Source organism: Novosphingobium panipatense (assembly GCF_900182875.1).
In the GTDB taxonomy this organism is placed as follows: Bacteria; Pseudomonadota; Alphaproteobacteria; order Sphingomonadales; family Sphingomonadaceae; genus Novosphingobium; species Novosphingobium panipatense.
Genome location: NZ_FXUI01000017.1, coordinates 26,966 through 41,317, shown reverse-complemented (window position 1 = coordinate 41,317; position 14,352 = coordinate 26,966). Strand labels below are relative to the sequence as shown.

At 62.1% G+C, this 14,352-nt stretch carries 15 protein-coding genes; 9 read left to right on the top strand and 6 right to left on the bottom strand.

The features are described from left to right. Positions 1 to 12: 12 nt before the first annotated feature. The 8 genes from QOL62_RS17270 to QOL62_RS17235 all read left to right on the top strand — a co-directional run bounded on the left by QOL62_RS17270 (position 13) and on the right by QOL62_RS17235 (position 6,072). Positions 13 to 951 (top strand): acetaldehyde dehydrogenase (acetylating), encoded by a 939-nt coding sequence (locus QOL62_RS17270; RefSeq protein WP_037508677.1) that lies wholly within the window; start codon positions 13 to 15, stop codon positions 949 to 951. Then, a complete protein-coding gene (dmpG, locus tag QOL62_RS17265; protein ID WP_037508674.1) occupies positions 948 to 1,979 on the top strand; it encodes a 4-hydroxy-2-oxovalerate aldolase in 1,032 nt (343 codons plus the stop codon). Before QOL62_RS17270 ends, dmpG begins: the two co-directional genes overlap by 4 nt. Before the next feature lie 10 nt (positions 1,980 to 1,989). Continuing rightward, the gene (locus QOL62_RS17260; protein ID WP_037508671.1) at positions 1,990 to 2,760 is read left to right on the top strand and encodes a 2-keto-4-pentenoate hydratase; all 771 of its coding nucleotides are present in this window, start codon (positions 1,990 to 1,992) and stop codon (positions 2,758 to 2,760) included. Then, positions 2,761 to 2,973: a 2-hydroxymuconate tautomerase gene (thmT, locus tag QOL62_RS17255; RefSeq protein ID WP_037508667.1), complete on the top strand. Its 213-nt coding sequence runs from the start codon at positions 2,761 to 2,763 to the stop codon at positions 2,971 to 2,973. 4 nt (positions 2,974 to 2,977) lie between these two features. After that, entirely contained in the window at positions 2,978 to 3,256 is a 279-nt protein-coding gene (locus QOL62_RS17250; protein WP_025548196.1) for a 2Fe-2S iron-sulfur cluster-binding protein, read from the top strand. Between the two features lie 19 nt (positions 3,257 to 3,275). Next, positions 3,276 to 4,775, top strand: coding sequence for an aldehyde dehydrogenase family protein (locus QOL62_RS17245; RefSeq protein WP_025548198.1), 1,500 nt, complete (start codon positions 3,276 to 3,278; stop codon positions 4,773 to 4,775). Positions 4,776 to 4,812: 37 nt separating this feature from the next. Continuing rightward, entirely contained in the window at positions 4,813 to 5,619 is an 807-nt protein-coding gene (hcaB, locus tag QOL62_RS17240) for a 3-(cis-5,6-dihydroxycyclohexa-1,3-dien-1-yl)propanoate dehydrogenase (protein WP_229742712.1), read from the top strand. Between the two features lie 72 nt (positions 5,620 to 5,691). Next, the gene (locus QOL62_RS17235) at positions 5,692 to 6,072 is read left to right on the top strand and encodes a hypothetical protein (RefSeq protein ID WP_025548202.1); all 381 of its coding nucleotides are present in this window, start codon (positions 5,692 to 5,694) and stop codon (positions 6,070 to 6,072) included. 100 nt (positions 6,073 to 6,172) lie between these two features. Here QOL62_RS17235 and QOL62_RS17230 read toward each other — a convergent pair whose 3' ends face one another. The 6 genes from QOL62_RS17230 to QOL62_RS17205 all read right to left on the bottom strand — a co-directional run bounded on the left by QOL62_RS17230 (position 6,173) and on the right by QOL62_RS17205 (position 12,287). Beyond that, positions 6,173 to 7,213, bottom strand: coding sequence for a 2Fe-2S iron-sulfur cluster-binding protein (locus tag QOL62_RS17230; protein WP_037508665.1), 1,041 nt, complete (start codon positions 7,211 to 7,213; stop codon positions 6,173 to 6,175). Positions 7,214 to 7,336: 123 nt separating this feature from the next. Then, complete coding sequence (locus tag QOL62_RS17225) at positions 7,337 to 8,464, bottom strand: alkane 1-monooxygenase (RefSeq protein ID WP_276207874.1); 1,128 nt, start codon at positions 8,462 to 8,464, stop codon at positions 7,337 to 7,339. Between the two features lie 108 nt (positions 8,465 to 8,572). Further along, entirely contained in the window at positions 8,573 to 9,124 is a 552-nt protein-coding gene (locus tag QOL62_RS17220) for a 3-phenylpropionate/cinnamic acid dioxygenase subunit beta (RefSeq protein ID WP_037508662.1), read from the bottom strand. Between the two features lie 14 nt (positions 9,125 to 9,138). Continuing rightward, positions 9,139 to 10,512: an aromatic ring-hydroxylating oxygenase subunit alpha gene (locus QOL62_RS17215; protein WP_240511586.1), complete on the bottom strand. Its 1,374-nt coding sequence runs from the start codon at positions 10,510 to 10,512 to the stop codon at positions 9,139 to 9,141. 19 nt (positions 10,513 to 10,531) lie between these two features. Beyond that, positions 10,532 to 11,059 carry an aromatic-ring-hydroxylating dioxygenase subunit beta gene (locus QOL62_RS17210; RefSeq protein ID WP_025548211.1) on the bottom strand — a complete coding sequence of 176 codons (528 nt, stop codon included), beginning with the start codon at positions 11,057 to 11,059 and terminating at the stop codon, positions 10,532 to 10,534. Next, positions 11,052 to 12,287 (bottom strand): aromatic ring-hydroxylating dioxygenase subunit alpha, encoded by a 1,236-nt coding sequence (locus tag QOL62_RS17205; protein ID WP_283407089.1) that lies wholly within the window; start codon positions 12,285 to 12,287, stop codon positions 11,052 to 11,054. Before QOL62_RS17205 ends, QOL62_RS17210 begins: the two co-directional genes overlap by 8 nt. 205 nt (positions 12,288 to 12,492) lie before the next feature. Here QOL62_RS17205 and QOL62_RS17200 point away from each other — a divergent pair, with 205 nt between their 5' ends. Next, positions 12,493 to 14,250 carry a sigma-54-dependent Fis family transcriptional regulator gene (locus QOL62_RS17200; RefSeq protein WP_283407088.1) on the top strand — a complete coding sequence of 586 codons (1,758 nt, stop codon included), beginning with the start codon at positions 12,493 to 12,495 and terminating at the stop codon, positions 14,248 to 14,250. Positions 14,251 to 14,352: the final 102 nt, after the last annotated feature.

Sequence of the window (14,352 nt, the reverse complement as noted above, 5' to 3'; positions counted from 1 at the left end):
AGAGATCGAAGAATGACCAAGATGAAATGCGCCATCATCGGCTCCGGAAATATTGGTACCGATTTGATGATCAAGCTGCTCAAGGGGTCCGATACCCTTGAACTGGCGGCGGTGGTCGGGATCGACCCGGCCTCGGAAGGCCTCGCCATGGCCCGCGAACGCGGCGTGGCGACAACCCATGAGGGTATTGAAGGGCTGCGCAAGCTGCCGGCCTACCCCGAGATTGGCATCGCGTTCGATGCGACTTCGGCCTACGCCCACAAGGAACACGATGCGGCCCTGCAAGCCGACGGCAAGCTGGTTGTAGACCTGACCCCTGCCGCGATCGGGCCGTTTTTTGTTCCGCCGGTCGGCGGAGTGCTCGACAGCGAAATCCGCAATGTCAACATGGTCACCTGCGGCGGCCAGGCGACCATTCCCATTGTCGCCGCGGTTTCGCGGGTGACCCCGGTCCACTACGCCGAAATCGTCGCGTCGGTGTCCTCGCGTTCTGCCGGGCCCGGCACCCGCGCGAACATCGACGAATTCACCCGGACCACCGCGCAGGCGATCGAGATAGTGGGCGGTGCCGGCCGCGGCCGGGCGATCATCATCCTCAATCCCGCCGAACCGCCGATGATCATGCGTGACACGATCTTCACGCTGACCGATCAGGTGGACGAGGACGCCATCCGCGCCTCGGTCAAGGAAATGGTCGAAACCGTGCAAGCCTATGTGCCCGGCTATCGCCTCAAGCAGGAAGTGCAGTTCGAACGGTTCGGCTCGAACCGGCCGCTGAAGATCCCCGGATACGGCGAATTCGTCGGCCTGAAGACCAGCGTGTTCCTCGAGGTCGAGGGCGCTGGCGACTATCTTCCGAAATATTCCGGCAACCTCGACATCATGACCGCCGCCGCCAAGGCAGCGGGTGAGCGTCTGGCCCAACAACGCCTTGAAAAGGTGGCAGCATGACCTTCAATCCCGAAACCGGAAAGCTCTACATCCAGGACGTCACCCTGCGTGACGGCATGCATGCCATTCTTCACATGTACGGCACCGAAAGTGTCCGCACCATTGCCAAGGCGCTGGACGATGCCGGCGTCGATGCGATCGAGGTGTCGCACGGCGATGGCCTCAACGGCACGTCGTTCAACTACGGGTTCGGTGCGCATACCGACTGGGAGTGGATCGAGGCCGCCGCCGATGTGATCAAGAACGCCGTGCTGACCACATTGCTGGTGCCGGGTATCGGCACGGTCGAGGAACTCCGCCGCGCCTATGCGCTCGGCGTGCGCTCGGTGCGGGTGGCGACCCATTGCACCGAGGCCGACGTCGCCAAGCAGCACATCGGCATTGCCCGCGACCTCGGCATGGATGTCTCGGGTTTCCTGATGATGAGCCACATGATCGATGCCGAGGCGCTGGCGCAGCAGGCCCTGCTGATGGAAAGCTATGGGGCGCATTGCGTCTATGTGACCGACAGCGGCGGCGCGCTCGACATGGACGGGGTGCGCGATCGCCTGCGGGCCTATGACCGCGTCCTCAAGCCGGAAACCCAACGCGGGATCCACGCCCACCACAACCTTTCGCTCGGTGTCGCCAATTCCATCGTCGCTGCCCAGGAAGGCGCGGTGCGGATCGACGCGAGCCTAGCCGGAATGGGGGCAGGGGCTGGCAACGCCCCGCTCGAGGTGTTCGTCGCCGCTGCCGACCGCAAGGGGTGGAACCATGGCTGCGACGTGATGGCCCTGATGGACGCGGCAGAGGACATCATCCGTCCGTTGCAGGACCGCCCGGTGCGCGTGGATCGCGAAACGCTGAGCCTGGGCTATGCCGGGGTCTATTCGAGCTTCCTGCGTCACGCGGAAAAGGCCGCCGAACAGTATGGGCTGGATACGCGCGAAATCCTGATCGAACTGGGCAAGCGCCGGATGGTCGGGGGGCAGGAAGACATGATCGTCGATGTCGCGCTCGATCTTGTTTCCGCACGTGCAGCATAGGCCCAAGGCAATGGACAAACTTGAGCGATACGCCGAAATCCTCGACAGCGCCGCTTTGCACGCGCGTGCCACACCGCAGCTCACCCATACCGATCCCGACCTGAGCGTCGCGGATGCCTACCGGGTCCAGCAGCTGTCGGTCGATCGGCGGCTGGCGCGGGGCGAACGCCGCATCGGGGTCAAGATGGGGCTGACGAGCCGCGCCAAGATGCTGCAGGTCGGGGTCGACGAGGTCGCCTGGGGGCGATTGACCGATGCCATGCTGATCGAGGAGGGCACGGCCATGTCGCGGGCGCGTTTTGTCCATCCGCGGGTCGAGCCGGAAGTCGCCTTTTTGATGAAGGCGCCGCTGGCCGGTAAGGTGACGGCGGCGGCCGCGCTGGCGGCGGTCGAGGCGATTGCCCCGGCCATGGAAATCATCGACAGCCGCTATGAGAACTTCAAGTTCGCGTTGTCCGATGTCATCGCCGACAACACCTCGTCGTCCGGGCTGGTGATCGGCTCCTGGAACGATCCAGCAATGGATTTCTCGAACCTCGGCGTGTACCTCGAAATCGACGGGGAAGTGAAGCAAATCGGCTCGACCGCCGCGATTCTCGGCCACCCACTACGCTCGCTGGTCGCGGCAGCCAGGCTTGTTGCCGAAGCTGGTGAGGAGATTTCGGTCGGGGACATCGTGATGGCGGGCGGGATCACCGCCGCGCCCAATCTGGCACCTGGTCAAACGGTGCGCACGACCGTCCAGGGGCTGGGTTCGGTCATGTTCCAGGTGGAGGCCTGAATGCCGATCATCGAGGTCAACTTGCTCGAAGGGAGGACTCCCGACGACAAGGAGCGGTTGATCCAGGCTTTGACCGCTGCCGCCATCGAAGCGATCGGTGCGCCGCGCGAATCGGTTCGCATCATCCTGCGCGAGATGCCGCCGGGCCATTTCGCGGTGGGTGGAGAGACCTTCGCTGCCAAAGCGGCCGCGAAGGCGGCTGGACAAGGCTAGGACCGTGACCGGCCTCTATCAAATCCGCGTGGTTGGCGGCGGCGAGTTCACCTGCGGCGGGGACGAGCGGGTCCTCCTCGCAATGGAACGTTGTGGTGCCGGCGATATCGGGGTTGGTTGCCGGGGCGGCGGATGCGGAATTTGCCGGGTGAGGGTAGTCGAAGGCGATTACCGGACCGGCAAGATGAGTGCGGCGAAGGTGTCGGATAGCGATCGCCAGGCAGGTTATGCCTTGGCTTGCCGTCTGTTCCCGGCCGAAGATCTGGTCATTGCAGTGGAATAAGGTTGGAAGGAGTTTTAAGATGGCTACTCAACTGAAAAGCGCGGAAAACGAATACGGCATCAAGCCGGAATACGGCCACTTCATTGGCGGTGAATGGGTTTCGGGTGACAGCGGCAAGACGATCGACCTGATCAATCCGGCGACCGGGGCGGTGCTCACCAAGATCCAGGCGGGCAACGCCAAGGACATTCAGCGCGCGGTCGCGGCGGCCAAGGCCGCCTTCCCGAAGTGGTCGGAAAGCTCGCCCGCCGAGCGCCAGGAAATCCTGATCGAGGTCGCCCGTCGGCTCAAGGCGCGCCACCAACATTACGCAACGCTCGAAACTCTGAACAACGGCAAGCCGATCCGCGAATCGATGTACTTTGACATGCCGCAGGCTATAAGCCAATTCGAAGTGTTCGCCGGCGCAGCCTATGGCCTACACGGCCAGACGCTGGACTATCCCGATGCGATCGGCATCGTCCACCGCGAGCCGCTGGGCGTTTGCGCGCAGATCATTCCATGGAACGTCCCGATCCTGATGATGGCCTGCAAGATCGCGCCAGCCCTGGCTTCAGGCAACACGGTGGTGCTCAAGCCCGCGGAAACCGTCTGCCTTTCGGTTATCGAATTCTTCGTCGAAATGGCCGACCTTCTGCCCCCGGGCGTAATCAACGTCGTGACCGGTTACGGCGCCGACGTCGGTGAAGCGCTGGTGACCCACGAGGATGTCCGCAAGGTCGCGTTCACCGGTTCGGTGGCGACGGCTCGCCGGATCATCCAGTATGCTTCCTCGAACATCATTCCCCAGACTCTGGAATTGGGCGGCAAGTCGGCGCACATCGTTTGCGCGGATGCCGATATCGATGCGGCAGTGGAGAGCGCCACGATGTCGACGGTGCTGAACAAGGGTGAGGTCTGCCTGGCCGGTTCGCGGCTGTTCCTGCACCAATCGATCCAGGACGAGTTCCTCGCCAAGTTCAAGGTGGCCCTCGAAGGCATCCGCCAGGGCGATCCTCTGGACTTTGCCACCCAGCTTGGTGCGCAGGCTTCGCAGATGCAGATGGACAAGGTCCAGAGCTATCTTCAGCTGGCTACCGAGGAAGGTGCCACGGTCCTCACCGGAGGCAGTCGCAACGAAAGCCTCGCCGACGGGCATTTCATCAAGCCAACGGTCTTCACCAACGTCAGCAACTCGATGCGTATCGCCCGCGAGGAAATCTTCGGCCCGGTCACCAGCGTGCTGACCTGGAACGACGAAGACGATATGATGGCGCTGGCGAATGATACGACCTATGGCCTGGCCGGTGGCGTCTGGACCAGGGACATCTCCCGCGCGCACCGGATTGCCCGCAAGCTCGAAACCGGAACCGTGTGGGTCAACCGTTACTACAATCTCAAGCCCAACATGCCGCTGGGCGGATACAAGCAGAGCGGTTTCGGCCGTGAATTCAGCCATGAGGTGCTGCACCACTATACGCAGACGAAGTCGGTGGTCATCAATCTGCAGGAAGGTCGCGTGGGGATGTTCGACCAGTAAGGCCGAGCAACCCCGCACAACCGGCTTGAAGAGGAGAGTGGCATTGTCTGCAAGGCTTGAAGGACAGGTTGCGCTGCTGACTGGCGGCGCAACCGGAATTGGTGCGGCGGTGGTCGCCCGCTATATTGAAGAAGGGGCCAGGGTTGGTGTGCTCGTCCGAGACGACGAGCAGGCCCAGCTGGTGCGTTCGCGCCACGGTGACAAGGTCGCCGTGGTCGCGGGCGACGTCCGTTCCTTTGCAGACAATGCCCGGGCCGTCGCCGAGACAGTCGGGGCATTCGGCAAGCTGGATGTCTTTGTCGGCAATGTCGGGATCTGGGATTTCATGGTGCCCCTTGAGCAGCAGGATCCCGAGCTTCTGGAAAAGACATTCGACGAAATCTTTGACGTCAACCTGAAGGGGTATTTCTTCGGTGCGCGCGCCGCGATTCCCGAACTGAGGAAAACCAAAGGCAGCATCGTCTTTACTGCCTCGACGTCGAGCTACTACACTGGCGGCGGCGGGACACTGTATGTCGCATCGAAGCACGCGGTGCTTGGCCTGATCCGGCAGCTGGCCTGGGAACTGACACCCGATATCAGGGTCAATGGCGTCGCGCCGGGCGGCACCCGAACTCCGCTCAGCGGCACCAAGACTGGCGGGTTTTCCGAAACCAAGATGGAGGAGATGCCTGGCCTGGACGGAATGATCGCGGGCATGACGCCACTGGCGCGGATCGCCGAGCCGGACGATCATGCAGGTCTCTACGCGCTTTTGGCTTCGCGTCGCGATTCCGCATACATGACCGGAACGGTTCTGCTCAGCGACGGCGGCGTCGGCATCGGCAAGCGCCCCGACGCCTGATCCGCTGGTTCGGCCAGACGGCAAACACCGCAGGAACGACACCCTGTATCCGAATGTGGAGGATCGAGAACCATGGCCGAAAAATTCGAGTTCAAGGAACTGCTGAACGTGGCGGGTGTGATCGGCGCCGCGCGGTGGAAGCCAACCCATGTGGGACCAACGATTGCTCCGCCGGAACTGGTCGAATTCGGCGGCGATATCACTCGGGATCGGGCCGAACGCATGATGGGGCATGCCGAAGCAGGCGGGCTTGCGATCTATGGCATCGGCCAGCTCAGCTACCAGCGGGCGCCGGTCGACAAGACAGTCGTCTACCCGATCGATGCCTATTACGCGCATGGCCAGTACACCTCGGTGATCGCGACCCTCAACCGGGTTGCTGTGCTGCTGGACAACAAGGCAAAAGTGGATGTTCAGGACATGGTGCGAAAGATGGTTCTGGTCGACAACTGAGCACTGCGCGCCCGGGCCGGCCTCGGTCCGGTTCCGGCGTATCGGACCGAGGCCAGGAACGGATCCGTTCAATCTTCGAACCGCATCCGAAGTCCGGGGTTCAGCGCATCGTGCTCTTGTCGAGAAAGCGATCCGCGGCGATCATTTCCGGCAACACGCCGTGTTGTATAAGCTGGGCTTCGGCGGCGTCGATCATGGCTGGAGGTCCGCACAAATAAGCCTCGGTGCGGGTCAGGCCGGGAAGCCGTGCGATCGGCTCGGTGACCAACCCTCGGCCCCCGGTCCAGTCGCTGCCCGCATCCTCTTCCGAAAGTACCGGAACAAATTCGAAGGGCGCATCCCAGGCCGCGCTAAGCGCTTCGATCTCGTCCAGACAATAGAGGTGTTGGCGGGTCCGGGCCCCGTAGAGCAGGGTTACCGGACGGTTCGCACCCATGGACTGGGCTTGCTGCAAGATCGCCATGATCGGGGCAAGGCCGCTGCCGCCTGCCAGGCACAGCATCGGCGCTGAGCTGTCATTGAGGCGAAATTGACCAAAGGGACCTGAGAGATCAAGCGTCTGGCCAATGCGATCTTCACCGAACAGCCAATCGGTGAAGAGGCCGCCGGGGACGTGCCGGACATGGAATTCGAGCCGCTGTGCCTCTCCTCGTTCGGGGGCGAATGCGAAGGAATAGCTGCGCGGTTCGGCCATGCCCGGTCCCGTGAGGTCGGCATATTGGCCCGGCGAGAACTGCATCGGGCGATCGATTTTGACGACAAGATTGATGATGTCCGGGCAAAGCCGGGACGTGGCAACGATGGTCGCAGTGAAACTTTCCACAGCCTGCTGGCGGGATAAAGGGGCATCAAGTGCGATGACCAGGTCCGAGCGCGGCATCGCCTGGCATGCCAGGCGGTACCCTTGTGAAAGCGCATCGCGTTCGAGAACCAGGGCCGAAGGACTCAGTTCCCCGATCTTGCCGTCCATCAGTTTGAACCGGCAAGTGCCGCATGAACCGACCTTGCAGTCGTGCGGCATGGCCAGCCCCTCTGCCAGCATCGCTTCAAGCAGCGTTTTGCCTCGTGGGATCTCCAGGATTGCCGGTTCTCCGGCAATACTGACCTTGCTTGATCGCTGCTTCTTGAGAATTGAGAACATTGCATGGGTCGCCTTGCATGGACATGAAGAAATTGTGAAAAAGAAGCGGGATCCCCGTTAAAGGGACCCGCCAAGGTTACATGGGGGCAATCGGAGAGGAAAACCCCCATGCGGGTGGAACCGTCAGTCGGTGGTGGCCCAAGCGGGCCAACCAGTCTGTGCGTTCGCCGCCATCGCTAGTTTGCGCTCGCTTGGCGAAGCGAAATGTAGATCCCAGTCCTTCAACCTCGGCTGCGCGATGAACCGGTGCCAGACGGGCGGGACAAGGCCGCACAGGAAGCAAAGGAACAGCGAAGGCATCTGCGGCGCCTTCGGCTCGGGCTGAAGTTCGTAGAAGGGAATGTGGCCGTCGAGATGGTGGTTGATGTGGTTGGTAATTTCCACGCCTATCGGACGCACGATCATGCCAAGATGGTTCCAGGCGTGGTGTTTCGCGATGGGATCGCCTTCCACGCGCAGCAGGCCATAGTGCTGGAAATAATTGAAGCCTTCGACGAACATCTTGGCAAAGAACATTGCGCCAACAGTAGCGAATCCGGCGATCGGCCCTGCCGCCGCGGCAACCCCCAGGATGATCGCGCCGACCAGCACCAGCTGGAGCCACATGACATTGCGCCAGCTCCACGGCGAATGTCCGAGACGCGACAGGATTTCGCCCTGCTTTTCCCAAGTGTCCTTGTACGAACCCCAGGTCGCCTGGAACACGAAGCTGTATATCGTTTGTCCGCGTAGCGGGGTGTCGCTGTCCTTCGCGGTGTCAAGATGGACGTGGTGGGTGACAATATGAGCAACATCACGGTTGGGATCGCCGTAAAAGGCGCTCAGGCCCTTGGCCACGGCCCGTGGGAACCAATGGCGGCGATGCATCAGCTCGTGCGCCACTGGCAGGGTCGGGACAGCCGACAGCCAGGCCAGGCTGGCGATCGAACCGATCAATTGCCATGCCGAACCATCGGTTCCCCAGATCGGGTTGGTTCCGGTCGCCACCGAATTCGCGAACGCCAGATAGAGTGCAACCATCAAAGGGAATTGCAAGTAAATCGTGCGATATCGGCAACCAGTGCAATCCCGCGCGAGCGCGCCTTGTGATCGCTCGGCAGGACGATATCCAGTAGCATCAGCACCGCGAAGGTGGCGATGCCAAGCCAGACGAACGGGCCGCCCAAGCCAGACGAACGGGCCGCCGAGGATGAAACCCGCAACGCCGGTGAGGGTCATGGCGGGGACCAGAAAATAGCGCAGAGCATCCATGGCTTCTCTCCGATTTTGGGCACCTGCCCGCGGATGCGGGGAGCGTCCGATTGTCTTTTGATTGAACGGCGCGACAGACGGGTTCACCCGATGTCGCGCCGGGAATTACTAGAGGTAGATGTTCAGGTTCTTGCTGAGCATCACGTTGTGCTTGAGGATGATCCGGCGCTTGACCAGCTGATAGGCACCGCCAGTCTCGCGCCAGATGTCGATCCGGCTGCCGATCAGCGAATCCTCGTCACGTTCGTTGCGGTTGCGATAGGCGTAGAAGTTCGAGAACACCCTGAACTCATCCGCCTTGTCGGTGTGTTCCACTTCGACATTGGTGACGATGTGGGCGTAGCGCGTGGCCGGATCTTCCGACCATGCCGTGCCCGTTTCCAGGCGCGTGAGGCGTTTTTTGATCTCGTCGAGGCTGTCGTTGTAATAGGCCATCCGTGTCAGGTCGGTGACCTGATCGGTCGTATCGCGGCGATAGCGGGTCTCGATCCCCGGCATGTGATAATGCAGGTCGTCAGCGAGCATTGCTACCCAGCCGACATAGTCTTCATCGTCCAGGCAGCGCGCTTCGCGATAAAGCGTCTGGGTCAGCGCATGGGTCAATTCCAGCGAAGCGGTTGCGCCAGTGCGGGGGCGTTCGAGAGTGGTGGTCTGGTTCATTGTCAAATATCCTCTCAAAGCGCGAACAGGCCGGGAAGGTCGCGCGTTTCGGCCACCCCGGTCAGGCGGGGTTCGGGCCGCGGCGGCATCGCGCCGAGATCGGTGGCCTCCATCATGTCCAGCCACCGCTGGTAGAAGCCGCGCTGGTTGGCGTCGTTGTACTGGCCGCGATAGACGATTCCGGGCAGGGTATCGTGATCGATCTGGCGCCCAATGCCGCAGCGGTAGTGCAGCTTCTCGTGCCGGGTGACGACGCCGCGGTTGACCGTGGTGCAGTTCTCCCAGTTTTCGCCATCGTCCATCTCGAATGTACCGCCGGGGCCGAAAGTCTGCATCACGCCCTTGGTCACTTCGTCCTTGATGTCGTCGGGCATCGCCTTGTTGACGATCACCCAGGTTTTGAGCTCGAACTGCATCGGACCCTTGGGCTGCCATTGCCGGAAGGTTGAAATGCCCGGCAGGAACGAGACGTTCGGGAAAATCGAGGCGGAGGCCACCGAGCCGAAGATCTGCGAGCGCATCGTGCCCAGCCGATCGGCCATCTTCGGGCGGATCTTCTCGTAATATTCCATCACCTTGGGGCGGCCGAGCAGGAACAGGTCGCCCACGCCCTCGGTGCCGAATTCCCAGCCGTGGCCATTGACGCTGGCATGGTAGGAATTATCCATGTCGATCGGCGGGAAGGGCTGGCCGTTGTTCATCGACCGGCAGCCCGAATCGTGGGTCCAGCCCGCGTGGTAGGCATCGCCGATGAAGTTCTCGACCCCGAACTTCCAGTTTGCGCTGATCACCGACTTGATGCAGCCGCCAATCAGTTCGGTGCCGCCTTCCTCGTTGTCGAGCAGCATGTCGAGGTACCAGCGGAAATCGCCGAGCCAGGCGTCGAGGCTGGGGCCGTCCTCGGCAAAGGTGGCGAACACCAGCCCCTTGTAGCTGCCGACCCGGGCGACCTGCCGCAGTCCGTTCTTCTTGCGGTCGATGTCGCCTTCGTCGTAGCAGTATTCCTCGTGCATGCCCTGCAGTTCTCCGGCGGTGTTGAAGGCCCAGCCGTGATAATTGCAGACGAACCGGCGGGTGTTGCCGGCATCCGCGAAGCAGACCTTGTTGCCGCGATGCGGGCAGGAATTGAGGTAGACCTTGATCGAGCCATCGGGCTGACGGGTGACGATCACCGCGTCCTCGCCCATGTGCGTGGTCAGGAAATCGCCGGCCTTGGGCAGCTGGCTTTCATGGGCGACAAACAGCCAGGATCGCGCGAAGATGCGGTACAGTTCCTCCTCGTAGATTTCCGCGTCGCTGAAGATGCGGCGGTCGAGCCAGCCTTCCTTGAGGTCCATGTAACGCGAAAATTCCGGCTCACGGCCGATCCGTTCCAAACGCATGGTCATCGTCTCCCGTTGTATTGATCTAGAAAAATACGTTGACGTTGCTGTCGGGCAGCACCGAATGGTCGAGCGCGATTTCGCGCGCAGCGAGAAGCCAGCTTTCGCCCCCCTTGCGCCAGCGATCCGTGCGTCCGGCGGTGAGCAACCGGGTCTGCCCGTCGATCCGGTTCCGGTGGATCACCACCACCGAATGAACCACCGCTTCGTTCGGCTCGTCCGCGTCCAAAACCTCGACGTTCGAGACCACCCGGCGCACGAAGTTCGGCGGATCCTCAGCCCAGACAAAGCCGGAGCGCAGGCGATCGATCCGCAGCTTCAGCCGGGCGAGATTGTCGTTGAAGACATTCCCCGCGCCGACCGCGATCGGGGCGGAACGATCGGCCCGGAAGCGACGGCTCTTGAGCGCCATATGGTAGGACACGTCCTCGCACAGCAACTCCAGCCACTCCTCGAAGCGCTCGTCGTCGAGCAGCCGCGCCTCATGGAAGAGGCGCTGGGTAAGGGCGGTTACCGTGTCATGCAGGGCGGGTTGGGGGCGTACGTCAAGCATCGACGGCCTCCCGCGATGCCAGCGAATTGAGATTGTAGGCGGGAACGTCGCTCCAGCTCGAGGCCTGCATGTGTTCTTGCCAGCGGCGGTAGAAGTAGCGCTGATTGTGTTCGCTGACCAGGCCGGCGGCAATGTCGCCCGGAAAGCCTTCGCGCGCGCCGGAGCGGCCCAGCGCCATGTTGGTGTAGACATCCATCTGCGAAGTGCGCCAGCCGCGCGACTGTTCGGTGCAGGCGGCAAGGTTGTCGCCATCGTCGTTGTCGAACAGGCCGGCCAGCCCGAAGGTCAGGCACTGGTTGTCGAGGATTGTCGCCTTGATCTCTTCGGGCATGTCGTTTTCGACCATGGCCCAGGTCCATTGCTCGATCTGGCCCGGTCCCTTGGGATGGTAGACCCTGAACCAGTTGAGGCCGGGCAGGAACTGGAGGTTGGGAAAGATCGTGATGTTGATCTGAGAGCCCCACAGCTGTTCGCCGCGGGTCTTGCCGAGCCGCTCGATCGCGGTCGGCCGGTTGGCCTCCAGATAGTCGAGCATCGGCTTCGGATCGGGGTAGAAAGCATAGCCGGACACGCCGTCGAGAAACGTCAGCGCCATGTGGCCGTTGAGCCCGGCTACCGACAGCCCGCCTTCGAGGTTGGCGCTGGAATTGCCGACGCTGAGGCCGGACAGGTCCATCGACTGCACCGCCATCATCGCCCCGGCATGGGCCCAGCCCAGGTGATAGCCATCGCCGCAGACATTTTCGACCGGCAGCTTCCAGTTGGTGTTCAAGACCATCTTCTGGGTTTCGCCAACCAGCGAGGTGCCGCCGGGCAGAGCATCGAGCCAGACGTCGAGATAGAATTTGGCGTCGCCGAGATAGTCTTCGAGCGACGGCGCGGCGGGATCGAAATTGCCGAAGATCAATCCCTTGTATTCGGCGACCTGCGCCACCGGCACGAGCCCGAACTTGCTGCGGTCGAGTTCGCCGAAATAGGCCTCGTTTTCGAGCGGCACGCCTGCCAGCGCGCCATCTGGGGCGAACGACCAGCCGTGGTAGTTGCAGGTGAAGGACCGGGCATTGCCGCGATCGGCGCGGCAGATGCGGTTGCCGCGGTGAGTGCAGGTGTTGAGGAAGGCCTTTACCGAGCCGTCCTTCTGCCGGATGACGATGACGTCGTCTTCGCCCATGTAGGTGCGGAAGAAGTCGTTGGGCTGCGGAATCTGGCTGGTGTGGGCAAGGAACAGCCAGCATCGGCCAAAGACGCGCTCAAGCTCCTGGCGGTAGATGGGCTCGCTGGAATAGATCGAGCGTGATTAGCGGCCTGTGCTCGTATCGACCAGATCTGCAACATCCATATTGGCCTTCTCCTCTCCTCCGTTGGACCTCCCGGCTTGGAGCGGGCGGTTCCACGTAGCCATGGATAAAGCAAAGATCATGCCAAGGTGAAAAATGGCGCAAACATGCTCGATAAGGGGGATCGGCTCACGCTCGATTGCTTTCAGGGATTGTCATTTGCGTCAATTGTTCAGAAAATCGTGGTGCAGGATTGACATTTTGGTAAAAAGGATGGCGATGAAACAGCTTCCCGGCTACGCCGACCTTACCAAACGCTTGCGCTTTTCGCCCGAGCAGGGCCGCATCTGGCGCGACAGCGAACGATGCGTGCTTTTGAGCCAATCGGCGCTGACCACGCTGCGCAGCCAGCTGGTGGTGCAACTCGGACTGGCGCGGGCGCGACGCCTGTTCTGGGACATGGGCTTTGCGGAAGGCGCGAGGTGCGCGGTCGAGGCGAAGGAACTGCGCCCCGATCGCGGGTTTCTCGAAGCCTTTGCGGTTGGGCCCCAGGCCCATGCGCTGACCGGGTTTGGCTGGACCGAGATTGAGACCTTGGACAGCGATTCGGCGAGCGGCCATTTCCACGGCAGCTTTGTCGTCCACGATTCGATCGAGGCCGCGGTCCATCTGGCAACGGATGGCGTCAGCGCCGATTCGGTCTGCTGGTTGCAAACCGGCTTTGCGAGCGGCTTTGCCAGTTCCTTCGCGGGCCAGCCGATCGTCATGCGGGAGATCGAATGCCAGGGGATGGGAGACGGCGCCTGTCTGCTGCACGCCAGGCCGGAAGCGGAATGGCCTGAACTCGACGACGTCGAGAAATCGGTGCCGCCGCAGATGTTGGCGAACTCGCAGGCCGATCGGCACGAATTCGTCCCCGGCGTTTCAGCCGGGTATCACGCCGTCCGGAACATGATTGAACGCGCCGCCGGGACCGATGCCAGCCTACTGTTCCTGGGCGAGACCGGCGTCGGCAAGGAAGTGTTCGCCAAGATGGCGCATCGCGCCAGTCTCCGAAAGGACGCGCCGTTCGTGGCGCTCAACTGTGCCGCCATACCCGAAGGGCTGATCGAGGCGGAACTGTTTGGCGTGGCAAAGGGTGCCTACACGGGCGCGGTGGCAAGCCGCCCGGGACGGTTCGAGCTGGCGCATGGCGGCACACTGTTCCTTGATGAAATCTCGATGCTGTCCCCGCTGGCCCAGAGCAAGGTTCTGCGGGTCATTCAGGAGGGCGAATTCGAGAGAGTCGGCGATACCAGGACCACGAGGGTCGATGTGAGGTTGCTCGCGGCGTCCAACATCGACCTGGAAACGGCAATGGAAGCAGGCCATTTCCGCGCCGATCTATTCTTCCGGCTCGCTACCTTGCCGATCCAGGTTCCTCCCTTGCGTCACCGCCGCGAGGACATTCCCGGCTTGATGGAACATTTCCGCGCGAAGTACGCACGGCGCCATCGGCGTGAGGTCGCCGGCTTCACTGCCAGATCGATCAATGCCCTGCTGATGCACGAATATCCAGGCAATGTCAGGGAACTCGAACGAATGGTCGAACGCGCGGTTTTGCTGGTGAACGATCGCGAGGCGATCGACCTTCGGCACCTCTTCCTCGGCTCGGATCGCATGCGCATCAGGGCCGGCCTGGCCTTGACCAACGATGGACGGGTGTCAGGCGCCGAGGTCGGTAAAGAACAGGATCAGTCAATCAGTCACTTGGTCGGACTGTTGCGGCAGAAAGGGGAAGGGCTGAAAGCCGTTGAGAGCAGGATCGTCGAAGCCGCGCTGGAAGCTGCGCGGGGCAATGTCGCGCAGGCAGCTCGAGACCTAGGCCTGACCCGGCGGCAGCTTGCATCGCGCCTGGAAAAGATCGGACGGTAGCGAGAGCCTTGGCGTCCATCACTTGCAAGGAGTTGTATAATGTGCAATGAAAACCGCTGATTTGGGGATGCGGCGAGCAGCCCGGACGTGGCAAACAGAAAG